Annotated in this window: 29 protein-coding genes; 16 read left to right on the top strand and 13 right to left on the bottom strand. The window is 53.2% G+C overall.

Annotated features, from left to right (window positions below):
* Positions 1-405 precede the first annotated feature (405 nt).
* From speD to PS2015_RS04025, 5 genes are all read left to right on the top strand, one after another.
* Positions 406-897 carry an adenosylmethionine decarboxylase gene (gene speD / locus PS2015_RS04045; RefSeq protein ID WP_058021022.1) on the top strand — a complete coding sequence of 164 codons (492 nt, stop codon included), beginning with the start codon at positions 406-408 and terminating at the stop codon, positions 895-897.
* Positions 898-963: 66 nt separating this feature from the next.
* Positions 964-1,830, top strand: a complete 867-nt coding sequence (speE, locus tag PS2015_RS04040) for a polyamine aminopropyltransferase (RefSeq protein ID WP_058021021.1) — start codon at positions 964-966, stop codon at positions 1,828-1,830.
* A 75-nt stretch (positions 1,831-1,905) separates the two neighbouring features.
* On the top strand, positions 1,906-2,817 hold the full coding sequence (locus PS2015_RS04035; RefSeq protein ID WP_169792267.1) for a universal stress protein: 912 nt from the start codon (positions 1,906-1,908) through the stop codon (positions 2,815-2,817).
* A 1-nt stretch (position 2,818) separates the two neighbouring features.
* Entirely contained in the window at positions 2,819-3,565 is a 747-nt protein-coding gene (locus PS2015_RS04030; RefSeq protein ID WP_058021019.1) for an endonuclease/exonuclease/phosphatase family protein, read from the top strand.
* Positions 3,566-3,570: 5 nt separating this feature from the next.
* Entirely contained in the window at positions 3,571-4,998 is a 1,428-nt protein-coding gene (locus PS2015_RS04025) for a phospholipase D-like domain-containing protein (RefSeq protein ID WP_058021018.1), read from the top strand.
* Here the strand turns inward: PS2015_RS04025 and PS2015_RS04020 are convergent.
* Positions 4,958-5,878 carry a universal stress protein gene (locus PS2015_RS04020; RefSeq protein ID WP_058021017.1) on the bottom strand — a complete coding sequence of 307 codons (921 nt, stop codon included), beginning with the start codon at positions 5,876-5,878 and terminating at the stop codon, positions 4,958-4,960. The genes PS2015_RS04025 and PS2015_RS04020 overlap by 41 nt on opposite strands.
* 169 nt (positions 5,879-6,047) lie before the next feature.
* Here PS2015_RS04020 and PS2015_RS04015 point away from each other — a divergent pair, with 169 nt between their 5' ends.
* Complete coding sequence (locus tag PS2015_RS04015; protein WP_058021016.1) at positions 6,048-6,482, top strand: universal stress protein; 435 nt, start codon at positions 6,048-6,050, stop codon at positions 6,480-6,482.
* A 2-nt stretch (positions 6,483-6,484) separates the two neighbouring features.
* Positions 6,485-7,249: a fumarate/nitrate reduction transcriptional regulator Fnr gene (gene fnr / locus PS2015_RS04010; protein ID WP_156412649.1), complete on the top strand. Its 765-nt coding sequence runs from the start codon at positions 6,485-6,487 to the stop codon at positions 7,247-7,249.
* Between the two features lie 26 nt (positions 7,250-7,275).
* Here fnr and PS2015_RS04005 read toward each other — a convergent pair whose 3' ends face one another.
* Positions 7,276-8,157, bottom strand: coding sequence for an MBL fold metallo-hydrolase (locus PS2015_RS04005; protein ID WP_058021015.1), 882 nt, complete (start codon positions 8,155-8,157; stop codon positions 7,276-7,278).
* 96 nt (positions 8,158-8,253) lie between these two features.
* On the opposite strand from PS2015_RS04005, the gene PS2015_RS04000 reads away from it, so the two are divergent.
* Genes PS2015_RS04000 through PS2015_RS03990 form a run of 3 tightly spaced genes read left to right on the top strand, consistent with a single transcriptional unit; the run spans position 8,254 to position 9,483 of the window.
* A complete protein-coding gene (locus PS2015_RS04000) occupies positions 8,254-8,598 on the top strand; it encodes an ArsR/SmtB family transcription factor (protein ID WP_058021014.1) in 345 nt (114 codons plus the stop codon).
* A complete protein-coding gene (locus PS2015_RS03995) occupies positions 8,598-9,032 on the top strand; it encodes a YeeE/YedE family protein (protein WP_211271216.1) in 435 nt (144 codons plus the stop codon). Before PS2015_RS04000 ends, PS2015_RS03995 begins: the two co-directional genes overlap by 1 nt.
* Before the next feature lie 19 nt (positions 9,033-9,051).
* Positions 9,052-9,483, top strand: a complete 432-nt coding sequence (locus PS2015_RS03990; protein WP_058021012.1) for a DUF6691 family protein — start codon at positions 9,052-9,054, stop codon at positions 9,481-9,483.
* Here PS2015_RS03990 and PS2015_RS15880 read toward each other — a convergent pair whose 3' ends face one another.
* Both PS2015_RS15880 and PS2015_RS15875 read right to left on the bottom strand, forming a co-directional pair.
* Positions 9,484-10,374, bottom strand: coding sequence for a spermidine synthase (locus tag PS2015_RS15880; protein WP_250636817.1), 891 nt, complete (start codon positions 10,372-10,374; stop codon positions 9,484-9,486).
* Positions 10,371-11,015, bottom strand: a complete 645-nt coding sequence (locus PS2015_RS15875) for a fused MFS/spermidine synthase (protein ID WP_335338254.1) — start codon at positions 11,013-11,015, stop codon at positions 10,371-10,373. The genes PS2015_RS15880 and PS2015_RS15875 overlap by 4 nt, the downstream gene beginning before the upstream one ends.
* A gap of 144 nt (positions 11,016-11,159) precedes the next feature.
* On the opposite strand from PS2015_RS15875, the gene PS2015_RS03975 reads away from it, so the two are divergent.
* Entirely contained in the window at positions 11,160-12,497 is a 1,338-nt protein-coding gene (locus PS2015_RS03975; protein WP_058021011.1) for an MATE family efflux transporter, read from the top strand.
* 90 nt (positions 12,498-12,587) lie between these two features.
* On the opposite strand, the gene PS2015_RS15570 is transcribed toward PS2015_RS03975, so the two are convergent.
* The 7 genes from PS2015_RS15570 to PS2015_RS03945 form a co-directional block, all read right to left on the bottom strand.
* Positions 12,588-12,737 (bottom strand): hypothetical protein, encoded by a 150-nt coding sequence (locus PS2015_RS15570; protein ID WP_156412648.1) that lies wholly within the window; start codon positions 12,735-12,737, stop codon positions 12,588-12,590.
* 43 nt (positions 12,738-12,780) lie between these two features.
* Complete coding sequence (locus tag PS2015_RS03970) at positions 12,781-13,314, bottom strand: SRPBCC family protein (protein WP_058021010.1); 534 nt, start codon at positions 13,312-13,314, stop codon at positions 12,781-12,783.
* A gap of 12 nt (positions 13,315-13,326) precedes the next feature.
* Positions 13,327-13,698, bottom strand: a complete 372-nt coding sequence (locus tag PS2015_RS03965) for a DUF1428 domain-containing protein (protein ID WP_058021009.1) — start codon at positions 13,696-13,698, stop codon at positions 13,327-13,329.
* Between the two features lie 88 nt (positions 13,699-13,786).
* Entirely contained in the window at positions 13,787-14,866 is a 1,080-nt protein-coding gene (locus PS2015_RS03960) for a phosphotransferase family protein (RefSeq protein WP_058021008.1), read from the bottom strand.
* Positions 14,867-14,895: 29 nt separating this feature from the next.
* Positions 14,896-15,597 carry a histidine phosphatase family protein gene (locus PS2015_RS03955; protein WP_058021007.1) on the bottom strand — a complete coding sequence of 234 codons (702 nt, stop codon included), beginning with the start codon at positions 15,595-15,597 and terminating at the stop codon, positions 14,896-14,898.
* A gap of 81 nt (positions 15,598-15,678) precedes the next feature.
* Complete coding sequence (locus PS2015_RS03950; protein ID WP_058021006.1) at positions 15,679-16,812, bottom strand: acyl-CoA dehydrogenase family protein; 1,134 nt, start codon at positions 16,810-16,812, stop codon at positions 15,679-15,681.
* Positions 16,813-16,830: 18 nt separating this feature from the next.
* A complete protein-coding gene (locus tag PS2015_RS03945; RefSeq protein ID WP_058021005.1) occupies positions 16,831-18,030 on the bottom strand; it encodes an acyl-CoA dehydrogenase family protein in 1,200 nt (399 codons plus the stop codon).
* Positions 18,031-18,227: 197 nt separating this feature from the next.
* Here PS2015_RS03945 and PS2015_RS03940 point away from each other — a divergent pair, with 197 nt between their 5' ends.
* Together PS2015_RS03940 and PS2015_RS03935 are read left to right on the top strand one after the other, a co-directional pair.
* Positions 18,228-19,058 (top strand): SDR family oxidoreductase, encoded by an 831-nt coding sequence (locus tag PS2015_RS03940; RefSeq protein ID WP_058021004.1) that lies wholly within the window; start codon positions 18,228-18,230, stop codon positions 19,056-19,058.
* A 50-nt stretch (positions 19,059-19,108) separates the two neighbouring features.
* Complete coding sequence (locus tag PS2015_RS03935; protein ID WP_058021003.1) at positions 19,109-19,927, top strand: undecaprenyl-diphosphate phosphatase; 819 nt, start codon at positions 19,109-19,111, stop codon at positions 19,925-19,927.
* On the opposite strand, the gene PS2015_RS03930 is transcribed toward PS2015_RS03935, so the two are convergent.
* Positions 19,905-21,269: a lipoprotein N-acyltransferase Lnb domain-containing protein gene (locus tag PS2015_RS03930; protein ID WP_156412647.1), complete on the bottom strand. Its 1,365-nt coding sequence runs from the start codon at positions 21,267-21,269 to the stop codon at positions 19,905-19,907. The genes PS2015_RS03935 and PS2015_RS03930 overlap by 23 nt on opposite strands.
* A 177-nt stretch (positions 21,270-21,446) precedes the next feature.
* Here PS2015_RS03930 and PS2015_RS03925 point away from each other — a divergent pair, with 177 nt between their 5' ends.
* The 3 genes from PS2015_RS03925 (at position 21,447) to PS2015_RS03915 (ending at position 24,537) form a co-directional block, all read left to right on the top strand.
* Positions 21,447-23,000, top strand: a complete 1,554-nt coding sequence (locus tag PS2015_RS03925; protein WP_058021001.1) for an acetolactate synthase large subunit — start codon at positions 21,447-21,449, stop codon at positions 22,998-23,000.
* Between the two features lie 201 nt (positions 23,001-23,201).
* Positions 23,202-23,477: a PLDc N-terminal domain-containing protein gene (locus PS2015_RS03920; RefSeq protein ID WP_335338253.1), complete on the top strand. Its 276-nt coding sequence runs from the start codon at positions 23,202-23,204 to the stop codon at positions 23,475-23,477.
* A 19-nt stretch (positions 23,478-23,496) separates the two neighbouring features.
* Complete coding sequence (locus PS2015_RS03915; protein ID WP_058021000.1) at positions 23,497-24,537, top strand: amidohydrolase family protein; 1,041 nt, start codon at positions 23,497-23,499, stop codon at positions 24,535-24,537.
* 15 nt (positions 24,538-24,552) lie between these two features.
* Here the strand turns inward: PS2015_RS03915 and PS2015_RS03910 are convergent, their stop codons facing one another.
* On the bottom strand, positions 24,553-24,981 hold the full coding sequence (locus tag PS2015_RS03910; protein WP_058020999.1) for a PaaI family thioesterase: 429 nt from the start codon (positions 24,979-24,981) through the stop codon (positions 24,553-24,555).

The following is a 24,981-nucleotide window of genomic DNA, read 5'->3' as shown; positions in this document are numbered from 1 at the left end:
TTGCGCCCATTCAGGTCGCGTTTATCCTTCTGCCACTCAGCCGATCAGCGGGCGGGACTGTCCGAATCCCGAGCCGCGCAGCGGCGAGGTTGAGTTCCCCCCCGCCGGCTGAGTGGCAGAAGGATGCGGCCGGGCGCAATCTGCGACCCGCCACCCGGCCCGATCTCTAATCGAAGCTCCTGTGCCGACTGAAAAAAAGTGCCCAAAGCACTTGTATTTCCGCAAAAAATCACTAAACTGCTCCCCCTCTGTCGCTTCTTGCAAATTTCCGCAGATCAGCATCAGACAAATCATCTATTTTAACAACGCATGGTGTGGAGGCTTATAGTCCAGACGGCAACTGCTTAATCACAGCAAAACAGACGGCCTATGAGTTCACCGCCATCTTTTTTTGGGGAAAGGAATATGAGCGCAATCTCCTCCTTTAAAAAAGAGTCTCTCAAACCAACCGACACCAGTGCGAATGAGAGTGAATGGCCAACGTTTACCGGGGAACCGGAAGCTGAAGCGAAAGACCATTTTATCCGCAGAAATGGCCTTGAATTTGCCGGTACACACCTGCTGATCGATTTCTGGGGTGCCGAAAACCTGACTGACCTCAACATCATGGAACAGGCTTTCCGTGATTGCGTGGTTCAGTGCGGCGCAACATTGCTGCATATACATATGCACCACTTCACACCCAATGGTGGCATCTCAGGTGTAGCGGTGCTGGCAGAATCCCATATCAGCGTACATACCTGGCCTGAGCGTGGTTATGCCGCTTTTGACATATTCATGTGTGGCGATGCCCAGCCAGAGAAAGCCGTACCGATCCTTAAAGAAGCCTTCCGTCCGACCCGCGTTACCGTCGGCGAGCAACTTCGCGGTCTGACCCAACCCGGTAGCGAACAATAACCAACTGACCAATCCAGGCGTGCACTACCAGACGGTAAGGCACGCCTTTTTTATTGGAGTTTTCTGATGAGCGAACGTCAGTGGACTGAAACTCTGTATACCGGCTACGGTCAATCATTCAGTGTTGACAGCGTGCTGTTTGAACACAAGACCGACCATCAGCACTTGATGATTTTCGAGAATCAGGTCTTCGGCCGGGTCATGGCTCTTGATGGCGTCGTGCAAACGACCGAACGTGATGAATTTATTTACCACGAGATGCTGACGCACGTGCCAATCATTGCTCACGGGGCGGTCAAACGCGTTCTGATTATTGGTGGCGGTGATGGTGGTATTCTGCGAGAAGTGTGCAGGCACGCCAGTATCGAGCACATTACCCAGGTCGAAATCGATCAGTCCGTGATTGACATGGCCATCAAGTATCTGCCATCGCACAGCGCCGGAGCCTACAATGATATCCGCGCCAATATCGTCATCAGCGATGGTTTTGACTTCGTGCAGACCACTGACCAGACCTTTGATGTAATTATCTCAGACTCAACCGACCCACACGGCCCCGGTGAAGTGCTGTTCACCAAAGACTTTTATGCCGGTTGCCAACGCTGTCTGAACCCCGGCGGCATTCTGGTCACCCAGAATGGCGTGGCCTTCATGCAAACCGATGAGGTTCGCAATACCGCGCAGCGATTCAGTCGCCTGTTCAAGGACTCGCACTTTTACAGTGCAGCGGTACCGACCTATGTCGGCGGCATCATGGCCTTTGCATGGGCCAGCGACACACCAGCTCATCGTCAGCTGGATGTGGCGACGGTCCGGCAGCGATGGCAGGCGGCAGGCATCAAAAGCCGCTATTACACGCCCGATATCCATGTCGCCTCATTTGCACTGCCTGAATACTTGATGCAGGCCATATCCGGCACCATTCATTCTTGACAATACCAGCGACGATTACCCAATATGGGCGCTGACAATAATCAGGCAGCGTCCGGGGTAGCAGTTGTGAACAAAATGGATAGAATTCTTGTCATTGTCGACCCGGACAATGACAAGGACTTTGTAATTGAACGTGCCATATTACTGGCCTTTTATTATCGTGCCCAGGTTCTGCTGCTGATGAACAAGCCTAATGTGCTTGATCAGCAGGACGCCGCCACCAGCAGCCTGACCAGTCGCTTTTTCTCCTCTCAGAAAAAACTGTTCGCCGAGCACTATCAAGCAAAACTGGATGCGCTTAAAGAGCGCTTCGAGGCTCAGGGCATTTCCGCTGAAACACAGTTCAGCACAGACAAAAACAGCGCCGCGATGTTGCTGCGCAAGATTCGGGAATTCAAACCCGATATCACCTTGAAAAGCGTTCAGCAGCAAGGTCGCCTGGCACGCATACTGATCACTAATACAGACTGGAAGCTGGTAAAAAACTGCCCTTATCCGCTGTTGCTGGTCAAAGCCCAGCCCTGGGCGGAAGACGGTTCGGTCATGGCCTCAGTGGACCCGATGCACAGCAAGTCTCAGCAAAACGAACTGGACCACCTGCTGGTGGAAACAGCCACCAGCCTGGCTAAATCAATGCAGCTGAATAAGCGGGTTTTCCATTGCTATTTCCCTGACATGAGCACCATGTTTCCCAAAGTGACTGGTGCAGACACCTATCTGCGCAAAGTCAAAGAGGCTCACTGGCAAAAACTGTGCGAGCTGATCCGTGATCACGATATTGATGAGGATGACGTCATCATGGCACGTGGCGATGTTGCCAAAACCCTGAGCCATGTAGTCAATCGCGAGAAGGTGAACATTCTGGTACTGGGTGCCTTATCCCGCAACGTTGTTGAGCAGGCCATTGTCGGCAGCACAGCCGAAAAGATCCTGTATGACACTCCGTGCGATGTGCTGGTCATGAAACACAAGCGTCAAACCAACTGATATGACGGCAACACAGTTCCGGATTCTGACGCTCAATATTCATAAGGGCTTTGCGACAGGTCCACGGCGTCTGGTGCTCTCTCACATCAGGGAGCATTTGCGCGCCAGCAAAGCCAATATCGTCTTTCTACAGGAGGTGGTCGGTGATAACCGACGCCATCGCGAGCGCCTGCAACAATGGCCGGATGATTCACAGATGGAGTTTCTGGCAGACTCGGTCTGGTCTCATCATGCCTATGGCAAAAATGCCATCTACCAGCACGGCCATCACGGCAACGCAATCCTGAGTGAACTGCCCTTTGTCAGCTGGGATAACATCGACGCCTCTTTCGTTAACTTTTCGCAACGCGGCTTTTTGCATGGCACTATCGCGGATGGCGTTCACTTGCTATGCATCCATTTAGGACTGTTTGAGCGAGAGCGCCGTCTGCAGACACTGCACTTGATTGATTACATCAACCGCACAGTGCCCGAAGGTGCACCCATGATCATTGCCGGCGACCTGAATGACTGGCGGCGCACCACGCATCGCACGCTCAAAGATTCCCTTGGCCTGTGTGAAGCCCATGAAATTGTTCACGGTAAATGCGCCGAGACATTTCCGGCGTTTTTCCCTATGCTGGCCATGGACCGGCTCTACCTGCGCGGCTTCAGCATTCAACACTGCGAGCGCATTGCCGGCGATAACTGGCGCGACTTCTCTGATCACTGTGCATTGATGGCGGACGTTACACTGACTAGCGGATAAAGCTCATGTGGAATGACTCAACGCAATCTCTGATGCTTTGGTTACTGCCACTGTTAATCATACTGGCAGGATTGCTGACAGCCGGTCATGCTCTTCTGAACAAGCGCGACTCACGCTCTGCTTTTGGCTGGATCGCACTGTGTATCATTCTGCCAATTGCCGGCCCGGTCCTTTATCTACTGTTTGGCATCAACCGCGTAAGAACCCGGGCAAGACGCGATTACAACACCAAAGTGCACCGCGATGCTCTGCAGACCATCATCCACCCGGACGGCACCGACTTTCGTCCGCTTTCCACGATCGGCGAAAACCTCTCTCGCAAAGGCCTGAGCAGTTGCACGAACTTCACCATCTATGAAAATGGCGAAAGTCTTTATCCCGCCATGATCGACGCGATCAATCAGGCCAGCGACAGGATTCTGCTGGCCTCTTATATTTTTGACAGCAACAATGCCGGCCAGGATATCGCCAGAGCGCTGGCGGCAGCGCAGCAGCGCGGCGTAAAAGTCAGAGTCATTCTGGATGGTCTTGGGGAGCTGATGAGCATTCCCCGAATCGGTCGAACTCTCAAAAAGCTGGGCATCCGGTTCACACGCTTCAATCCGGTCAAACTCTTTCCGCCATCCCTGAACATTAACCTGCGCAACCACCGCAAAGTGATGATTGTTGATGGCCTGACGGCATTCACAGGCGGGCAAAATATCGGTGACCGTCATCTGGCCGAAATAATTCACAATCGCCATCGCGTGCAGGACATTCATTTCAGCATGCAGGGCAAAATAGTTGATGAACTGGAGTGGACATTCTGGCAGGACTGGTACTACTGCTGCGCAGATCCGGATGCGCACCATTTTCGTGGCACTAACGTCAACGAAGTCGACGCAGCGGTCTGGAGCCGGGTTATCCTGGATGGGCCGAACAAGGATCTTGATAAGCTCAGCCACTTGATCAACGGGGTTATATCAGCCGCCAGACATCAGGTGCTGATCATGACCCCGTATTTTATTCCGACATTCGATTTGATCGGCGCACTTATTGCGGCCCACCTGCGCGGTGTCAAGGTGACCATCCTGCTGCCGGGGCACAACAACATAAAATTGGCGGACTGGGCGTCGCGGAATTCAGTCAAACAATTGCTGGAAGCAGGTCTGGATATTCGCTATCAGCCAGCGCCGTTTGTACACAGCAAATTATTACTGGTTGACAGCAACTACTCTCTCATTGGCTCGGCCAATATCGACCCGCGCAGTCTGCGTCTCAACTATGAATTGGGGGTTGAGCTATTCTCCGAGACAATTAACGCCCAACTCCAGGATTATTTCTGGCGCAAAGCTGACCTGGCTGACGCGGCCACATTGAACTGGCTGCGTGAACGTTCTTTGCCAGTCAGGCTCAGAGACTCGTTGGCATGGCTTTTTTCACCGTATCTCTGAAACCCTCAGGTTTCAATACCAGCACATCCTGATGGACTTTATCCAGTAAACGCTCTGCCGTGCTGCCAACCAGAAAGCGATCCAGCGCAGAGCGTGATACGGCACCCATCACCAGAACACTCGCATCAAGTCGCTCAAGCAGTGCCGGCAATGATTTTTTCACCTCAGCTTCTTCAATATGCAACTGCTCATCGCTTAATGAAAAATTGCTTAAAATGTCAGCTGTCTTTTGCTTGTACAGCTCCAGATCGACCTTGACTGGATAAAGACCGGACACCGGCGGTTGATAGCAGGAGTGGAAAATATGTAACTCGCCTGTTGTCAGTTCCGCAAACTTTTGACCAGCGGCAGTGAGCTGGTTATCCAGTTCGGCGGGTTTGTCATTGACGTGTGTCGGATCCACAGCTACTACAAACACCGGGTGAGCCGGCCACGGTTTGTCTTTCACAAGCAGCAGCGGACACGGGCAGTAGCGCAGCAATTGCCAATCCTGGTGGGACAGCAGCAGCCGTGAAATTTTTTCGTGATGGCGGCTGCTTTGCACCAGAAGGTCAGGCCCGGACTTGAGCACCTTATCAATAATGCGCTTATAAGGCGGATTTCCCCACAACGCATCAACGCTGACTGTAAACCCTTGCGCACGGATGACAGTTGCCATCTCTTCCAGCAACTGACGATGATTGGCCACATGCTCTTCACGCAACTGACGAGCCTGCAGCGGATCAAAATAATAGCCATCTTCCAGGTAGGGGTTGTGGTCGCAAATCAGCAACTCAAGCTCAGCACCGGATTCTCTGGCCAGACGGACAGCTTTATCCAGTGCCAACTGTGAATCCTGCTCAGGCTCAATGATGACCAGTATTTTGCTCAGCGTCTCCATGGTGATCTCCCGTCCCCTGTTTAGTTTGCGCTATTGGAGCCAGATTAAGTCAAACCACAACCTTAATCAATCAGATAACACTTACTCTGGCCAGCTTCTCATTTAGGCAGCTCTCGGTTACACTTCAGACATTAAAAAAGCAAGACCAGCAGAGGCGGGAGAAATCAGGATGGCGTATACAACAATTCTGGTAGCGGTGGATTTGTCGAACGAATCCGCCAAAGTCATCGAACGTGCCGTGGAGCTGGCTGACGGGGATGTGTCGAAACTGTTTCTGACGCATGTCGTAGAGCCGGTAGCAGCGGCGTATCCAATTGATGCTTATGCCATCAATATGACCAAGTTGCAGGAAGAGGCGATGGCCATTGCAGCGGAAAGGTTAGCTGACATCGCCGCCAAGACCGGCATCGATAAAGATCACCAATACGTGCTGGCTGGTGCAGCGGCCACGGAAGTCCGAAACAAAGCGGAAGAACTGGGCGCTGACCTGATTGTTATCGGCAGTCATGGCACTTCCGGATGGAAGCTGCTGCTCGGCTCAACTGCCAACAAAGTCCTGCACGGCGCCCCCTGTGACATCATGACGGTGCGGGTTGGAAAATGACAATGAATGAAGCTCGAGTCCCTAACCTGGCCAGCAGCGCCAATCCAATGCGCGCCCGCCCGTGTCCGCACAATCCCAGTGTCAGTTGCAGCAGTTGTCGGCTGAGCGATCTGTGTCTGCCCATTTCTCTTAACAAAAGCGAAATCGTTCAACTTGACGAGATCATCGAGCGCAACCGGCCGCTGCGCAAGGGCGAGCATCTGTATCGGCAGAATGACGAGTTTCGTTCTGTGTTTGCAGTGCGCAGCGGAAGCTTCAAGTCTTATGTGCTTGGTGCCGACGGCCAGAGCCGCGTCACAGGTTTTTACATGCCGGGAGAAATTATCGGTATGGATGGCATAGCGACACGCAAACATGGAGTGTCGACCATGGCGCTGGAGCACTCTTCGATCTGCGAGATCCCATTCTCGCAACTGGAAAAGCTCAGCCACCAGCTTCCCAACCTGCAAAGCCGTTTTTTTGCCATTATGGGCAATGAGATAGTCAAGGATCAGCAGATCCATACTCTGCTGAGCAGCTACACAGCAGAACAGCGTCTGGCCTCCTTCCTGCTGAGTCTTTCCAGCCGTTACGCCCGCTGCCAACTTTCACCAGATCGGTTTATCCTGCATATGACACGCAGTGATATCGGTGAGTATCTGGGTCTGACGCTTGAAACAGTGAGCCGGGTATTTTCGGCGCTGCAGAAAAAAGAGCTGATCACGGTAAAAAACCGTGAAATTGAGATTCGTGATATGCCAAAGTTACGCGCCATCCTTGGCGAATAACTTCAGCTCAGGTTAACTGCCAATCATTACAGCTTGTTGACAGGAATCTTGAAGTATACCGTGCCGTTGTCTTCCGGCGGCGGCATTTCACCAGCACGGATGTTCAACTGAATGGACGGCAGGATCAATCGCGGCATCTCCAGTGTCGCATCGCGTGCTTCGCGCATAGCGACAAACTCGTCTTCACTCACCCCGTCGTGAACATGAATATTGTGCTTTTTCTGTTCTGCGACTGTTGTTTCATACTGATGCTCACGACGATCACCGGGGTAGTCGTGACACATAAACAACCGTGTTTCATCGGGCATGCTCAGCAGATGTTGTACTGATTTGTACAATGTTCGTGCATCACCGCCCGGGAAGTCACAGCGCGCCGTGCCCACATCTGGCATAAAAATGGTGTCACCCACAAACACAGCATCGCCGATTCTCCAGGACATATCAGCCGGCGTGTGACCAGGCGTGTAGATCACCTCCCCTTCTATGTCCCCAACATAGAACTTTTCACCCTCGGCAAACAGTTTGTCGAACTGGCTTCCATCCACCAGGAACTGTTTCTCAAGATTAAAAACATCCCGGAATATCTTCTGCACAGCCACAATGTTTTCGCCAATCGCAATTTTTCCACCGACATTGTCACGAACAAAAGGCGCCGCTGACAGGTGATCGGCATGTGCGTGCGTCTCCAGTATCCAGTCCACAGTCAGTTGCTTTTGCTTAACAAAATCAACCAATTGCTGAGCCGTGTCAGTGCGCGTGCGACCAGACTTGGGATCGTAATCAAGTACGGCATCTATGACCGCAGCATGGCCGCCTTCATGGTCATAAACGACATAGCTGAAGGTTTCCGAGTCATTATCAAGAAATGCCTGCACTTGCGGTCTTAAAACTTGAGCTGTGGTGTTCATAGTAGCCTCCTTAAAAGTGTTGATAACAAAATACTTGAAAACAATATATTTGTAAATATAATATATCTATCGAAATCATAGAGTGAGGATTCAAGCATGATGGAAGCCATCAAACTTGAGGACATGCGCAGCAATGCCGACAAGGCTGTTAATTTACTGCGCTCGCTGGCACATGAGGATCGGCTGATGCTACTTTGTCAGCTATGCCAACAGGAAATGTGCGTCGGTGAACTGGAACAGGCCCTGGACATCCGCCAACCCAGTCTGTCCCAGCAGCTGGGTGTGCTGCGCCGCGACGGATTGGTATCAACCCGGCGACAGGGCAAACACATCTATTATCGGGTGAAACAGGGCCCTGCACTGGATCTTCTGCAAGCTCTGCACAAAGTCTATTGCAATCCGCAATCAAACCAGGACAGTAAATTAACGGGAGAACACTGATGACTATCGATTGGGCTGCTTTTACCCCATGGGCCGCGCTTGGTGGTGGGGTACTGATAGGTATAGCCGCGGCTATGTTCATTCTTATAAATGGCCGTATTGCCGGTATCTCCGGCATTCTGGGCGGCCTGTTGACGCCACAGAAAGGTGATATTTTGTGGCGTGCTCTATTCATTGGCGGGATGGTGCTTGCCCCGTCAGCATGGTTGTTGTTTGCCGACCTGCCGACCATCCAGATTGACGCGGATTATCCTCTATTGATCATTGCCGGGCTGTTGGTGGGTATCAGCACCCGTTACGGCGCAGGCTGCACCAGCGGTCATGGTGTATGCGGAATATCCCGGATGTCGCCTCGCTCAATCGTCGCCACCCTGTCTTTTATGGCCACGGGTTTTATCACCGTTTTTGTCGTTCGTCATGTCATTGGCGCCTGAACCACAAAAGGAGAATGCAATGAATAAATATTTCGTAAGTGCATTTGTTACGGGTCTGATTTTTGGCATCGGCCTGCTGGTTTCGGGCATGGCAAACCCGGACAAGGTTTTATCGTTTCTGGATCTGGCCGGCGCCTGGGATCCCTCACTGGCCTTTGTGATGGGTGGTGCGATCGTGGTGGGCGTGATCGCCTTTACATTCGTGCGTGGCCGCACCCATTCGTTGCTGGGAGCCCCGCTGAAGCTGCCCACTAAAAAAGACCTGGATAGCCGTCTCATTATGGGCAGCCTGGGTTTTGGCATCGGCTGGGGACTGGCAGGGTTTTGCCCGGGTCCGGCACTGGTTGCTTTTGGTGCCGGTGAAATGAAAGCGATTGTGTTCGTGGTTGCCATGCTGGCAGGCATGGGCATCTTTGAACTACTGGAGCGACGACCAAAGGCGACAGCCTGATCAGTTCAGCAGATTCGCCGGTGAAAACTGATCTGTCAGCACCCGCGCCGACTCGTCCCAGTCGGGGCGGGTGCTGAGCAGTGCCGGATACTCCAGTATATTAATGTCGTAAGGCAACAGACGCTCATACAAATCACGAGCCGGTTGCCGCAGTTCCCCCTGCGGTGGCAGCTCTGATTTCATGGCAATAATAATCCGGTTACCACTGCCTGCTCGTTTGAAGTTATAAAACTCCCCAAAAGCCGCCTGATACGTCACCGATTCGTAATCGTATAATTGACTGGAGGCAAATGTATTGGCGACCACCACGCCATCGTCGCTCAAGAGCGTTTTCACCTCCTGCAGGAACTCCAGCGTCAACAAGTGTTCCGGAATGTATTCACCGGAAAAAGCGTCAAGCACAATGTAATCGTACTGCCGACCCTGCAAACCGGCCCGCTTGATGAATACACGCGCGTCAACCACATGCACCTGATGACGCTGGTCCTCTTCATAATTAAAAAATTCTTTTGCAACATTCACAACGGCCTGATCGACTTCCAGTACATCAATTGTTGCCTCAGGAAACAATTCACGCATGACCATCGGGATGGTGCCACCACCCAGACCCGCGACCAAAATATTGTCAGGGTCAGGATTAAGTAACAAACCGGCAAAACTCATTTTGGTGTAGTTAAATACCAGACGCTGCGGGTTGCGCAAATCAATGCAGGTCTGATTCATGTCGCCGCGGTGAATATTGAACAACATACAGCGCTGGCCGTTAAATTCCGTGACCAGTACGTTGCGGTACTGTGAACGCTCTTCATGAATGACTTCGCGCTGGGCACTCACTGCAACGCTGAAAGCCAACATTAAAAACAAGATGCTGAGGCGAGTGTACGCCATCATGTCCGGACTCCTGATTGTTGTTTTCCAAGCGTCAGCGCAATCATCAATGCACAAGCCAATAGCGCTGCGACGCAACCCCACATGACCTGGTTAATCTCAAACCACATGACAAAATAGAACGACGTACCCAGTGTGCCAAGCGCACTGCCCAGCGTTGACACGAAATACAGCATGCCAGCCACTCCTCCGCTTTCCGACTGACTTAGCACCAAAAGACGGACTGAGTAAGGGGATACCATGCCCATCACACAGATTGGCGCAAAATAGAGCAACATGGCCGTAATCAATGAGCCATAACGCGGATCTTCCACGTTAAGAAAAATCTGGGTCATCACCGGATCGGCGAAAAAAATAATGGGTAGACACAACAGGGCGGCCAGCAGAAAAAACGCAATAAAAGTATTGGGACCCGGATTAGTCAGTGACAACCGCCCACCCCACAAATATCCGAGGGATAGCGACAACATAAACACGGCGATAATGCTGCCCCAGACGTGCACACTGCTTCCGAAATAAGGAGCCAGAACCCGCCCGCCCAGCAATTCGATGGACATGATCACAAAACCATTGATGAATGCGACACACAACACAGCCAGTCGGCTGGCAGCGGTCGTAGAAATGCTTAAATCTGCCTGAGCCAAGGCTGTTCTCCGGATAGATGATATGAGTCAGGCCGCAAAGAGTACCACAGCACCGCGATAATTTGCCAAATGCCGGCAGCAGGCGTATCCTCTGCGCCCATCACGCCAGGCGGCGTCCCCCTCATTGCATTACCGGTACCCAGTATGGCTGCTTCACCTGTTTCAGCTCCGCGCCTGAGTCTGTTCAGACTGGCAGGACCAACTATTGTTGGCAACCTGCTGTTGTCACTGGTTCATCTGGCGGCCATCAAAATCGTCGCGGCACTGGGCGCTGAAGCTGTGGCGGCGGTCATTGCCGCCGATCGTATTTACATGGCGATTCAGTTGATAATCTTTTCGATCACAGCGGGAACAACAACTATGGTGGCTTATGCCTGGGGTGCACAAAACCCGGCAGAAGCCGATCGGGTGGTTAAACTGTCGGCAGCTTTATGCCTTGGCGCATCACTTTTGCTCTGGGTAGCGATTCAGTGGCTGGCAACGCCCATGGTGGCGATCTTTGGGCTGCAGGGCGACATACTGACTGAGGCTGCCAATTATCTTAAGGTGTTGATCTACTTCAACGTGTTCTTCTCCTTTCTGGCGGTTATCAGCGCAGCGCTGCGGGCCGCAGGCGATGCCATCACGCCCGTGTGGGTGGCCGCCATCGGCAATGTCATCAACATCGTTCTTGCTTATCTGTTTGTCTATGGGGCGGGGCCGGTACCGGCCATGGGCATCATCGGCGCTGCTTACGCGGCCGGATTGTCCTATGCAGTGGTCGGTGCAATTTTTTACTGGTTATGGATGCGCAATCGCTTGCTGTTGAAACCGCAAAAGCAGGCATTTTTTGACAGGGACCGCATGCGTCGCCTGGTTCGCATTGCCGTACCAGCCGGACTTGAACAGTCCATCTTCAACTTCTCCATTATTGCCTTTATGTGGGTGGTGTCATTGTATGGAACAGAGGCTTTTACCGCATACGGAATTGGAGTAAATATTCTGTCCGTATCGATTGTGATCGGCATCGGGTTCTCAATCGCCACAGCAACCATGGCCGGCCAGAATCTGGGTGCCGGACGCCCGGATCTGGCGGAGCAGGCAGCCTGGCGAAACCTGAAAGTGTCGTTTGGCATCATGGCAGGACTTGGATTACTAATCGGCGTGAATGCACGCCTGATCGGCTCGTTTTTCATCTCGGACCCGATCGTACTGGATTACCTGGTAGCCTTGGTTGTGATGGTTGCCATCGTGCAACCCATGATGTCCATCGAATTCACCCTGGGCGGGGCGCTACGCGGCGCGGGCGACACCCGCTCTCCGGCACGCATCATGTTCACCGGCTTTGCATTCGGGCGCCTGGCGCTGACCGGCGTCTTCTACTGGCTGGAGATGAGTGTGTACTGGGTATACGCCGCCCTGATCGCTGACTACATCATCAAGTGCGCCATGTACCTGGTGATCTTCCGGCGAGGCGCGTGGAAATCAGCCTACGGTGGTTGATGCGCGGGGGACGGAGGCGGTCTACGTCCCCATTTAAGCAATTGGGTTGCGCGTCTTGATGGTACACGACATTACGGTCGGCCACATCCCTTACGGGAAATTCCGGCGCTGCAGAATCTCGACGTCGCGGCTGCGCCGCTCCGGACTCAGACAGGCTTCGCGCTTTATCGGAATTTCCCGTAAGGGATTAACGTGGCCTGATTGACCGTAATGCCGTTCTCCACCAAGACGCTTGATCACCGCCAGTGCACTGGGGACGTAGACCGCCTCCGTCCCCCGCGCATCAATCCAGGTAGGACTTTAGCCCACCCAGTTGAAGCCCCTGGACCTGGTCCACTACTGGTGCAAGCTGCCCGAAACCGCCAGGCGTGTATCCGTTTACCCGGTAGGTCAGCGTCACCTCGGTAAGCTGTGGATCAGCCTCATCCGGCACAATCTGCCAGTCCAGCGCACCACTCAGGCCCAGCCCCTGCAACGGCCCAAGCCCCCCAGTCATGCGCAATAACTTACCGGGGTCAACCATACTGATGGCCATGTGTTGCACAGAACGTTCACCACTGCGTTCACAAAAACAACCACCAGCATGCGGGTCGATGGAGAAAGTGCCTGCCCACCAAGAGTGATCCTTGGGCCACCAGGCGTCCACATCATTGACTAATGCCTGCCAGACAACATCGACCGACTGCTGAATCTGCACCTTGTTTTCAACCGCAAATCCTGCATCCGCGGTATACAAAACCTCAGCCCTGACCCAACTGTTTGTAAAAGGCACGCACAAAGTCAGAGAGATGCAACAGGAGCGAATCAGTTTTCTCATGACAGGCGCCCCCTATTTTGAGAGATCCACAACAACTTCAAACCCGCCAAAAATAAGCCGGGCCCCATCAAAAGGCATGGGGTTTTTATCCGGATCCATTCGAGGATCGCTCTGCATGGTCTCATGCAGCCTGGCCATAGCAGCATTGCGAGTTTCTTTGTCCGGCCATTCCACAAATGAAAAACACACCGCCTCATCATCAGTAGCTTTAACTGCCCCATAAAAATCCGTCACCTTGCCTCTGGGTACATCATCCTGCCAGCACTCCACCACACGCAAGGCGCCCGCCTCAGTAAACACTTCATCGCCCATACTTGCATGCGCGATAAACTTCTCCTTGTTAGCCTTGGGAACCGCCATGACATATCCATCGATGTAAGACATTTTCTATCCCCTCTGTTTTATTGTCATTGTTAAATACAGCCTCAGAGCATTGAAACGCTGGGGACGGAGGCGGTCTACGTCCCCAGCGTCACAGATCGGAGCGTTTCACTACCAGCTCACACATCTGCCTCAAACTGTGCACCTTGTCGATCAACCTGGCAAAGCGTTCGTCTTTGGTGAGCCCCTGCGCATAGCGATAATAGATCTGTTGGCCGATGCCTGCCAGACGGAACAGTCCAAAACAGAAATAGAAATCAATGTTGTCAACGTTAATGCCTGTCCTTTCGCTGAAGCGGGAAACGATTTCCGCCCGAGTCGGAGCACCGGGTGCGTCACTGGGCATGGCGCGATACTGGCGGAAAAAGTCGGGATCGCTGGCTTCCGCCCAATAGCCCAGAGTGCAACCCAGATCCATCAGAGGGTCACCCACAGTGGCCATTTCCCAATCCAGGACACCGATCAGCCTCAGAGGATCCTGCGGCGACCAGATGACGTTGTCGAGCTTATAGTCATTATGGATGATGCCAACAACGCCACTTTCTGCCGGCATTTTATCCAGTAGCCACCGTATTATCGGCTCAAAATCCGGTGCATCTGAGGTCATCGCCGCCACATAACGCTTGCTCCATCCTTCTACCTGCCGGGTCACATAACCCTGGGGCTTGCCGAAGTTATCCAGACCTGCCTTTTTCAGGTCAACAGAATGTAATTCTCCGAGCACATCAAACAGAGTGAAAAACTGCTGACGCACCTGCTCCGGCGTCAGCTCAAGTCCGTCGGGGTACTCCCTGCGAATAACCAAGCCTTCTATGTAGGACATCAGATAAAAATCGCAGCCCAGAATGCTGTGGTCCTCGCAGAAATGAATCGGTTTGGGCGCGTAGGGGAATACTTTCTCAAGCGCCGACAAAACTCTGAATTCGCGACCCATGTCGTGGGCTGATTTGACCTTGCTGCCAAACGGCGGGCGACGCAGCACCCATTTTTCATTACCGCTGCTCAACAAATAAGTGAGGTTTGAATAGCCGCCGGGAAACTGCCGAACGCTTAAATCATCAACCAATCCACCCAGAACCGGCCTGAGGTAGTCACGCAGCACATTAAGATCAATTTCCTCGCCTTCCCTGACTGCCTGTGCCTGATCCACCAGAATTGTTTGTTGTGTCATGCCCTGTTCCTGTTGTTATTAAGCAGTCGCTACCGGAACGTAATCAGATCCTGATACTGTGGTTTTTCCAGATGCGACAATGTGTTGAAGCTGCCCAGTGACACTCTGCCGCGGCCATAGACCAGGCGGGTCACTGAACTGTTATGAACCATCCAGTTGGTGGCAATAGTGTGATTATCAGGCAACTGCAGGGCGCGCTGCAACGCGGTGGCGATGACACCGCCTGAGGTAGACAGTACCACCTTGCTGCCTCCCCGGTGGCGCGCCATGATTTCATCCAGTGTGTTATGTACCCGTGCCTGAAAAGCGCGCCAACTCTCAAAATCCTCATCCTCTGATGAGGGCTGAAGATTGCCATCCAACCAATGGCGGGTCGCCGCTTCCAGCACCAGCTGAAACAACTTGCGATCCTTGATGGGGCCTGCGGGCACATCAAATCCTTCGTTACGGGCGTGGTCGCGCAGGTAAATTCTGAATAACGGTTCGCCGTTATACTCGTTAAGGCCACTGTGTCGCTCGACCTCTGCCTGCCCGATCACTGGTGCCAACAGCTCAGCCGTTTCCTGTTGACGCAGCAGATCTCCGGCGTAAGTTACATCGTAACGCTCTCCCAGCTCTTGCCAGTGGTCTGCCAACAGACTGACCTGGCGAATGCCGGTATCGCTTAATTTGTCATAAGAATCGGCGCCGAAAGAGGCCTGCCCATGGCGCACCAGAATCAATTCACTCAATGTTATCTTCCTTATTGACACAAAAACGGGGCATTGCCTGAGCGCTGCCCCGTTTTTGTCGATATCCAGTTTAAGACGGGATTACAGACCTGCGTAACGCAGTGTGTGGTAATCCGTATTGCCAAACAGATTCTCGATTGCCGTCACTCGCTTGAAGAAATGCCCCACATCAAGCTCATCTGTCACCGCAATACCACCATGAATCTGTACAGCTTCCTGGCCCACTTTACGCATCGCACGACCTACACGGCTCTTGGCGGCTGAAACGGCCTTGGCTTTATCTGCGTCAGATCCGTTTCCATCCAGAGTCATAGCCGCCATAATGACGATTGAACGTGCCAACTGACACTCGATGAACATTTCCGACATGCGGTGCTGCAATGCCTGAAAGGTGCCAATGGCCACACCAAATTGCTTACGGGTTTTAGCATACTCCACGGTCTTCTTAAGCAGGCTATCCATGGCTCCGACAGCTTCAGCGCTCACAGCCACGGCCGCGCGATCAATAACTTTTTCCAACGCGACCAGTGCCTGACCTTCGGCACCCAACAGGGCATCAGCGCTCACCTTAACATTATTCAGATGCACTTCCGCCGCTCGGTGGCCATCCACATTGGTGTAATTGCGAGTTGTCAGACCTTCGCTGCCGGCATCAACGATAAACACAGAGATGCCCTCGCGATCCAGCTTGTCACCGGAAGTGCGGGCAACAAGCAGAATCTTGTCAGCAGCAGGGCCATTGAGAACGACAACTTTGTCGCCATTAAGCGTGTAGGAGTCGCCACTCTTGTTGGCGGTAGTCCCAACTGAAGCCAGATTATACCGGCTGTCAGCTTCGGCATAGGCGGTTGCCAGTTGCAGCCCGCCCTCCATGATCGAAGAAAGCAAAGACTCTTTCTGCTCTGCATTACCCAACTCACTGATCAGGCCACCACTGATCACAGCAGTCGGCACAAATGGCTCAACAACCATGCCTTTGCCGAACTCTTCCATGACCACCATCAGATCAACAGCCGAGCCACCAAAACCGCCATCTTCCTCTTTGAAGGGCACAGTCAGCCAGCCCAGCTCAGCAAACAAATTCCAGTTCTCGTCACTGAAACCCTTATCGCTCTCTATAACCTTATGTCGCGTGTCGAAATCATACTGGCTGTGTACAAATTTCTGAACGCTGTCCTGCAGCATCTGCTGCTCATCACTATATGAAAAATCCACGTTAAAAATCCTCGTCGCTTACAGGCCCAGTACGGCTTTACTGATGATGTTTTTCTGGACCTCGTTGGATCCGCCATAGATCGACTTCTTGCGATTGTTAAAGTAGGTATTGGCGCTGGCAGCCAGAGAGCCGACGCCCACATACTCACCGCTGAAACCCTCTGCGAACTGCTCGGGCGCATGAACCATATTGTGGTAAGCCGCCACTTCCATATACAGCTCGTCGATAAACTGGGTCGCTTCTGTGCCGACGATTTTGAGGATGGAAGATTCCGGCCCCGGTGCCTTGCCAACGCTGACCGCAGCCAGTGTGCGCAACTCCGCATACTCCAGCGCCAGCACCTGAATATCCACCTCGGCCAGCTTGCGGACGAATACCGGATCATTCAGCAAAGTACCGCCATTACCGTCTGGTGTTTTGCCAGCCAGTTCCTTGAGTTTACGCAGCTTCAGTTTGGAGTTGGGCACCTGAGCAATGTTGGTCCGTTCGTGGGTCAACAACACCTTGGCGTAGGTCCAGCCTTTGTTCTCTTCCCCAATCAGGTTTTCAGCCGGCACCCGGACATTGTCAAAGTGCACTTCATTCACTTCCGGCTCGCCATCCAGCAGAACGATGGGAGAGACTTTAATGCCGGGGGTCTTCATGTCGATAAGCAGGAAACTGATACCTTCCTGCTTCTTCACTGTAGAGTCGGTGCGCACCAGACAGAAAATCCAGTCCGCGTACTGCCCCAGGGTTGTCCAGGTTTTGGTGCCGTTGACAACATAGTGATCGCCATCGCGCACGGCAGTCGTCTTGAGAGAAGCCAGATCAGAGCCGGCGTTGGGCTCGGAATATCCCTGACACCACCAGACGTTGCTTTGCAGAATATCTGGCAGGAAGCGCTTTTTCTGTTCTTCATTTCCGAAGCTGTAGATAACCGGTGCCACCATTTTGACACCAAACGCGACCGGCTCCATGGCGCCATAAAGACCCATCTCCATGGCGAAGATGTATTTCTGAGTGGCTGTCCAGCCTGTGCCGCCGTACTCCTCTGGCCAGTTTGGTGCTACCCAGCCTTTCTTGTACAAAATCTTCTGCCAGCGGACAAAGTCGTCTTTTTCCAGCCGGATCCCATTATCCACCTTGTGTTTTATGTCTTTGGGAAACTCGGCTTCGAGAAACTCCCGGACCTCTTTCTGAAACGCTAACTCTTCTGCAGTAAACTCGGCATTCACTGGGAATCTCCTGAAAAACTATAGATACCTGGAAAATAAGCTATCGGACTTTATCACTTTTATCTGGCCTTGAAAACGATACTTCGAACGATTGTTCTATGAATACGTTCATTTCAGCATAGCAGTTTACCCAATCGCTGGGTATCATCCGACGCTTAACTTAATGCCAGACCACAATCAGACCAGGACGTATATTAATGAAGGACTCACCACTGGAGATCTTTAAACCTGACCTGTTTAAAGGCCGCACCGCTTTGATTACCGGCGGTGCCCGCGGCATCGGACTGGCCATCGCCACAGCGTTTGCCCGTTACGGCGCCAGTGTTGTCATCGCCAGCCGCAATTCGGAGAATCTGCAGTCTGCGCGCGAACAGCTAGCAGCGATAAACCCGAATTGCCTGGCGCAACAGGTCAACATCCGGGACACGGCCGATGTCGAAAACCTGGTCAGCGCCGCCAAAGAGCGATTCGGGCGCATCGACTTCCTGATCAACAATGCCGGCGGACAGTTCCCGGCCCGCCCCTCGCAGATTTCCGATAACGGCTGGCGGGCAGTGGTCGATCTGAACCTGAATGGCACCTGGAATATGTGCAGCCGGGTGGCTCCGTTGATGGTTGACCAGGGCTTTGGCGCCATCGTCAACGTGGTGCATGTCTATTCCTTCAACCGCGGCGCACCGCCGTTTGTGCATTCCGGCGCCGCCCGGGCAGGTGTTGTTAACATGACCCAGAGCCTGTCCTATTATCTCGCTCGCAAAGGAGTGACAGTCAACGCCCTGGCACCAGGCAGCATCGATACCCAAGGCATACACGAAGAGGAGTTCGCGTCAGCAGAATACGGCGACCTGGCCGAATCCACCCTGCGTGACGTGCCAGCACACAGAATGGGCACGGCCGAAGAGATGGCAGCCATCACGCTGTTCCTGTGTTCACCCGCTGCCCGCTATATTAACGGCGCCAGCATCGTTGCAGACGGCGCGCAGTTTATGGGCAATTGGGCGCCCATGGTTGACCCCGAGCAGTTTTAGCCGATAATGCGACTTCATTAAACAACAACACGTTTACAGGCAAATTCGGCATGGATTGGCTTCAGATTCTGGTACTGGCAGTGGTACAGGGCATCACCGAGTTTTTGCCTGTTTCAAGCTCAGCGCACCTGATTCTGGTACCGGTTCTGACAGGCTGGGATGATCAAGGCCTGGTATTTGATGTCGCTCTGCATTTTGGCAGCCTGGCTGCCGTTGTGCTTTACTTCAGGCATGAGCTGATTGCCATGAGCCGAAGTTGGCTTATTTCACTTACCCGCCGCCAACTGGATCAGGATGCCCGCCTGGCCTGGGCAGTGCTGTTTGCGACCATTCCCGTTGGTCTGGCCGGACTGACCTTCAATAACATCATAGAGTCAGCCCTGCGCTCCCCACTCTACCTGGCAGCCGGATTGATCGTGTTTGGTCTGGTGCTGGGCTGGGCTGACTGGCGTCGAAAATCAGGCCGTACCGAATATCAACTGGGCTGGAAAGATGTCCTGTTGATTGGCCTGGCGCAGGCTCTGGCGCTGTTTCCTGGCACCTCACGCTCGGGCATAACCATCACTGCCGGATTACTGTTGGGTCTGGGACGAGAAGCCGCCTCACGCTTTTCGTTTTTGCTGTCGATCCCGGTTATTTTTATCGCGACCGGGCAGCAGACCAAAGAACTGCTGGAGTCCGATGTGCCAATCATGTTTACGGCTCTGGCCTCAGGGACTGTGCTGTCAGGCATCAGTGCTTACCTGTGCATTCACTATTTTCTGGCTTTTATCAAACGCATCGGCATGCAGCCCTTTGTGATTTATCGTCTGCTGCTGGGCGCACTGCTGATTTATTTCTTTGGCATCAACCCCAGCGAATCGATCTGACCGGCTGTATACCAGCGATCATGCTGACCAGACTGAACAGAATCAACAAGGGCAGAACAAACAAGGCTATCGTGCCAAGCGACTGACCACTAAGTCCGAACAAAGCCATCACCACGTAAACCAGGGCGGCCATCAAATGCAGGACCAGGTAAGTCACGATGATTTGTTGTCGGATGGTGCTGACGCTGTAGGCTCGCCCTTTAAGAAGCCAGCTAAACACCATACCCAACGCCAACAGATCAGTCGGCCAGAACAGGAGCAAATTGACATTGGCATGGACATCCTGATGCCCGGATAGCCACCAGCCCAGGCTCAACATCAGTCCATAAACACCACTGAACAGTGCCACGATCAAACCGACCAGTCCAAGCAGCCGATAGGAAAGCTGCGGCCAGCGCAACGTAAAACCTGGTTGACTGGAAAACGAAGCAATTGATGCCCGTCGCACACTCAACAGCAGACCCAGAGTGAGCAATGCCATGAGACCACTGACCAGATGCCCACCCGGCTGTGTCTGTGGTGCAGGGAATTCCATTAATATTTCTGACTCATCAAGCAGCCCCTGACGCTGTAGCTGCGACCTCAATTGCGCCGGCAAAAACATCTGCTGCCACTGCGTCATGCGCTGATCGATCCGCTCATTCATCAGCACATTCAATGAGAAACCAATCAGCGGCACACTGGCATAATGACCCAGTACCTCATCGCGAAAAGTGCGCTGCGTCAGCGCCCGACTGCCGTCAGCCAGCGCTCCATTCAGCGCCTCATCAATATAATCACGAACCCGCGTTGTGCAGTTATCGTAAAAATAATCATAGTCATAGCTGATGTTTTCTGGTCGCACATTCCAGGCCAGACGCTGGTACAAAGTGCGTTTCTGGGCATTATTCAAACGCAGCCGATCCTGCCATACAGTACGATTTTCCTGCTGATAACGCCCGAATTCCCATGACGGCGGCGACACACCCAGTTGGTAGTTCATGATGCCCAGCGCAAAATTGGTGGCAAACCGGAACACGCCCACACTGGTATCAAACAAGCCCCAGTTAAACACCAGATCCGTGTCAGAACCCAGATCAACCATGCGCAGCGCCGTGTGCCCGAAGTTATCCCAGACACGGTCGCCCACATCAACTGTCACCAGATAAAACTCTACCTGATTAAAATCGGCAGGCATGCGGATATCTGCCACGTTATCGATGACTGGCTGTGCTTGCAGTGCCGTCAGCGGTATGCCCGCCAACAACAGCGACAACAACAGAGTAGTGACTGCCAGACGAAAACAGGACAGCAACGCGTATGTGCCCGGCCGGGCAGCAGAACTGGGGTCAAGTGAATTCAATGATCAATCAGGCTTCTATAAATTATTGTTGAATGGGCGTGTTCCGATGGTGGCCTCATCATAACAAAGAAACCACCGTGATCAAGAGCGCGCAATGTTTGCAGCCTTGCTGTCAGCCGCCGCAGTGCCTATGATAACCGTTTTTACCTGATGAGATGCCAGAGCGGAGATATATCCATGAACGGAGCCAGAGCGCTGATTGAAACCCTAGCCGATTGCGGCGTTGAATTGTGCCTGGCCAATCCCGGCACCTCAGAAATGCATCTGGTACAGGCGCTGGATCAGGTTCCGCAGATGCGCAGTGTTCTTGCGCTGTTTGAAGGCGTCTGCACCGGCGCTGCCGACGGTTATGCAAGGATGACTGGCAAGCCTGCCGCCACGCTGCTGCATCTGGGGCCGGGCCTGGCAAACGGTATCGCCAATCTTCACAACGCCCGCAAGGCCGGCAGCCCTATCATTAACCTGGTGGGCAATCACCCACAGTTCCATATTGGTTACGACGCACCTCTGACCTCCGACATTGATACGCTGGCACGCAATTTTTCCTGCTGGATCAAGTCGTGCAGCACCGCCGATACTCTGGCGCAGGACGGCGCCGATGCTTATACGGCTAGCTTGCGGGCCACGCCCGGCTCACAGGGACAGATCTCCACGCTTATTCTGGGGGCCGACGCCGCCTGGGGTGATTCGCCCGGACCTGCCCGCCCCAATGGCCTGCCGCAGCGCGCCAAAGTTGATGCCGGAAACATTGAACAAGTAGCAAAGGTGCTGCAAAGCGGCGAGCAAGCCATCATCATCCTTGAACATGACGGCGCCACTGAGGCTTCGCTGGAAGCCGCAGCTCGTATCGCCAGTCATACCGGTTGCCGGATCATGACAGGCACCTTCCCGGGACGAATTGATGGTGGTGCAGGACGCGTGAATGTTGAGCGTATGCCCTATTTTCCCGAGCATATACTGGCCTCATTTGCCGGCGTGCAACACCTGATTCTGGTCGGTGGCCAGACCCCGGCCAGCTTCTTCGCCTATCGCACCACACCCAGCCGTCTGGTGCCGGAAGGATGTCAGGTGCACACCCTGGCTCGTATTGAAGAAGATGCAAACGATGCCCTGAACAGTCTGGTTGATGCACTGGGTGCGTCCAAGGCCACCATTCAGCGTTTTGAGAACGCACAAATGCCCGTCCCGCAGGGGGACATGAACACCCGCAATATGCTGCAGGCAATCGCCGCCACCCTGCCCGACAATGTGATTGTCGCCACCGACTCAGGCGCCGGCAATGCGGCCCACCCGGTTTGTCAGTCGGCAGCTCCCCATAGCTGGCTGAGTCTGACAGGCGGATCCATCGGTCAGGGGAGTCCCGTTGCGACTGGTGCAGCGCTGGCCTGTCCTGACCGGCGGGTACTGACACTGCTGGGTGATGGCGGTGCCGCCTACACCATACAAAGTCTGTGGACTCAGGCACGTGAAGGGCTCAATGTCACCACGGTGATATTCGCCAATCGCAAATACAATATTCTCAATATTGAATATGCACGACTGGGCGTAACCGAGGTCGGCCCCATAGCAGAGAGCCTGTTTGATATTGGCAACCCGGACATCAACTGGGAATCGTTGGCCAAGGGTTTCGGTGTGCCGTCTGCCACAGCCAACACCGCTGAGGAGTTTGCAAGATTGCTGGAGAAGAGCTACTCGACACCGGGTCCCTTCCTGATTCAGGCCATGTGTTGATACAGCGCAACAGACTATTATGGCTTTATGTTAGTTTAAGCCAATAAGTTGCGAAATCGGCCAAGGAATGGCTGACTTGCCACGCCCAAGCACCAAAAACAAACCCTAACTAACTGAATTATATATTATTTAATTATTGGCACGGATCTCGCTTTAACCACACAGTATCAACTGTATTTATAGCGAGGGGAGCCGAAAACCATGGATCTGATCAAAAATCTTTGTACCATTATCGTTTTTTTGATGCTGGCCGTATTAGCTCTGCCATTGATTGGCGCGGGCCTGGGGCTGATGTTCGTAATTGCTGCTTTTTTTGTATGGCTGCTGCCAATTCTGATCATCCTGAATTCCGACAAAACCTCCGGCGGCGAAAAACTGGCCTGGATACTGGCCATTATTTTCCTTTCATGGTTTGCCTGGATATTTTATTTCCTGCTGGCTCCCATCAAACCCCGCAGGGACTACTGGTACGAATAACCTGATCAAGAGAGGAACTATGAGCGCGACTGACAGTACACTGCAACCCGGAAGCAATGACTGGCTGGCTCAGGTACAGGAAGCAATACTCGAGCCCGAACGTCGCATCATCGACCCCCACCATCATCTGTGGCGCAAAAGACTCGGGCACGACTACATGCTTGAGCACTTGTGGCAGGATACCGACAGCGGCCACCGTATTGAGCAGACTGTATTTATCGAGTGTCGGGCTTTCTACGACAAAGAAGCCAGCCCCGAGCGACAATCTCTGGGTGAGACCAGAGCAATCACGGAGATTGCCAGACAGAGCCACCAGCAACCGGACAAAGCACAGATCAACGGCATCGTTGGCAAAATAGACCTGACCCTGGGTGAACATCCGGACTTGCTAAAAGAGATTATTCAGGCTCACCAGGAAACAGCCGGCGATCTGTTCAAAGGTGTACGTTTTGCGGGTGCCCGCGATTCTCGCCCGGAGGATCTGCTGATCGCGTTACAGGCTTTACCGTACCTGTACGGTCGAGAAAATTTCCGGCAGGGACTGCGCATTCTGGGCGAGCTTGGCCTGACCTATGACACCTGGCACTACCATCATCAGAATGTCGATTTCTGCGATCTGGCTGAAACGGTTACCGATACCACCCTGATACTCGATCATTTTGGCACTCCACTGGGCGTGGGCATTTATCGTGGTGCCGGGGATGCCATCTTTGAGCAATGGAAGGACGACATCCGGCGTCTGTCACGCTGCCCCAATGTCATCGCCAAGCTGGGTGGTCTGGCCATGCCGGATAATGGTTTTGGCTGGGATAAACGCGCCACGCCGCCGGACTCCGATGAAATCGTGCGACGTCAGAAAAAATACTATCTGCATACCATAGAGTGCTTTGGACCAGAACGTTGTATGTTTGAAAGCAACTTCCCGGTGGACCGGCTGTCAGTCAGCTATCCTGTGATATGGAATGCGTTCAAGAAGATGGTTGCCGACTTTTCTGAAACGGAAAAACACGCCTTATTTTACGGGACGGCAGCGCGCACCTACGGACTGCCGCAATCCTGACACAGTGCTGCTTATTTAACCGCGACGCTGTACCAGCTTCAAGACGGCACTGGCGGACAACACTGGCCTGTCATCAACCGTCAATAGTGTTCTGGCAAATACGATAGACTTGCCCTTGCGCAGCACTTCACCGTGACCTGTCACCAACTCGCCTTCATAGGCCGGACCCAGGAATTCACTATTGCAGGAGACAGTGAGCACGCCATCGTGACTGCCGCCTATAGCGGCCAGGCACAGGGTATAGTCAGCAAACATCATGGAAATGCCGCCGTGCAATGTCTTATGAGCATTGCAATTCTCCGCTCTGACGCGAAACGCCGTTTGTATGGCGTTGCCGTCAAGACAGAAAAAGAACGGGCCGTTCTGATCCTCCGCATTGTCACCATCCCAATGCTCAAAATGGGCCGGAATACCAAAATCTTCAGCTTTAAATTTACTGCTCAC

It is taken from the genome of Pseudohongiella spirulinae (assembly GCF_001444425.1).
Lineage (GTDB): Bacteria > Pseudomonadota > Gammaproteobacteria > Pseudomonadales > Pseudohongiellaceae > Pseudohongiella > Pseudohongiella spirulinae.
This window is presented reverse-complemented; position numbering and strand designations above follow the sequence as displayed.

Coding starts and splice junctions, on each gene's coding strand:
- PS2015_RS03975 (WP_058021011.1), top strand. CDS start 11,160: ATGGCTGCTTCACCTGTTTCAGCTCCGCGCCTGAGTCTGTTCAGACTG.
- fnr (WP_156412649.1), top strand. CDS start 6,485: ATGAATGAAGCTCGAGTCCCTAACCTGGCCAGCAGCGCCAATCCAATG.
- PS2015_RS03970 (WP_058021010.1), bottom strand. CDS start 13,314: ATGAGAAAACTGATTCGCTCCTGTTGCATCTCTCTGACTTTGTGCGTG.
- speD (WP_058021022.1), top strand. CDS start 406: ATGAGCGCAATCTCCTCCTTTAAAAAAGAGTCTCTCAAACCAACCGAC.
- PS2015_RS04035 (WP_169792267.1), top strand. CDS start 1,906: ATGGATAGAATTCTTGTCATTGTCGACCCGGACAATGACAAGGACTTT.
- PS2015_RS04020 (WP_058021017.1), bottom strand. CDS start 5,878: ATGGAGACGCTGAGCAAAATACTGGTCATCATTGAGCCTGAGCAGGAT.
- PS2015_RS03925 (WP_058021001.1), top strand. CDS start 21,447: ATGAACGGAGCCAGAGCGCTGATTGAAACCCTAGCCGATTGCGGCGTT.
- PS2015_RS04025 (WP_058021018.1), top strand. CDS start 3,571: ATGTGGAATGACTCAACGCAATCTCTGATGCTTTGGTTACTGCCACTG.
- PS2015_RS15880 (WP_250636817.1), bottom strand. CDS start 10,374: ATGATGGCGTACACTCGCCTCAGCATCTTGTTTTTAATGTTGGCTTTC.
- PS2015_RS04005 (WP_058021015.1), bottom strand. CDS start 8,157: ATGAACACCACAGCTCAAGTTTTAAGACCGCAAGTGCAGGCATTTCTT.
- PS2015_RS03995 (WP_211271216.1), top strand. CDS start 8,598: ATGACTATCGATTGGGCTGCTTTTACCCCATGGGCCGCGCTTGGTGGT.
- PS2015_RS03990 (WP_058021012.1), top strand. CDS start 9,052: ATGAATAAATATTTCGTAAGTGCATTTGTTACGGGTCTGATTTTTGGC.
- PS2015_RS03965 (WP_058021009.1), bottom strand. CDS start 13,698: ATGTCTTACATCGATGGATATGTCATGGCGGTTCCCAAGGCTAACAAG.
- PS2015_RS04000 (WP_058021014.1), top strand. CDS start 8,254: ATGATGGAAGCCATCAAACTTGAGGACATGCGCAGCAATGCCGACAAG.
- PS2015_RS03935 (WP_058021003.1), top strand. CDS start 19,109: ATGGATTGGCTTCAGATTCTGGTACTGGCAGTGGTACAGGGCATCACC.
- PS2015_RS03940 (WP_058021004.1), top strand. CDS start 18,228: ATGAAGGACTCACCACTGGAGATCTTTAAACCTGACCTGTTTAAAGGC.
- PS2015_RS04030 (WP_058021019.1), top strand. CDS start 2,819: ATGACGGCAACACAGTTCCGGATTCTGACGCTCAATATTCATAAGGGC.
- PS2015_RS04015 (WP_058021016.1), top strand. CDS start 6,048: ATGGCGTATACAACAATTCTGGTAGCGGTGGATTTGTCGAACGAATCC.
- PS2015_RS03920 (WP_335338253.1), top strand. CDS start 23,202: ATGGATCTGATCAAAAATCTTTGTACCATTATCGTTTTTTTGATGCTG.
- speE (WP_058021021.1), top strand. CDS start 964: ATGAGCGAACGTCAGTGGACTGAAACTCTGTATACCGGCTACGGTCAA.
- PS2015_RS03915 (WP_058021000.1), top strand. CDS start 23,497: ATGAGCGCGACTGACAGTACACTGCAACCCGGAAGCAATGACTGGCTG.
- PS2015_RS03960 (WP_058021008.1), bottom strand. CDS start 14,866: ATGACACAACAAACAATTCTGGTGGATCAGGCACAGGCAGTCAGGGAA.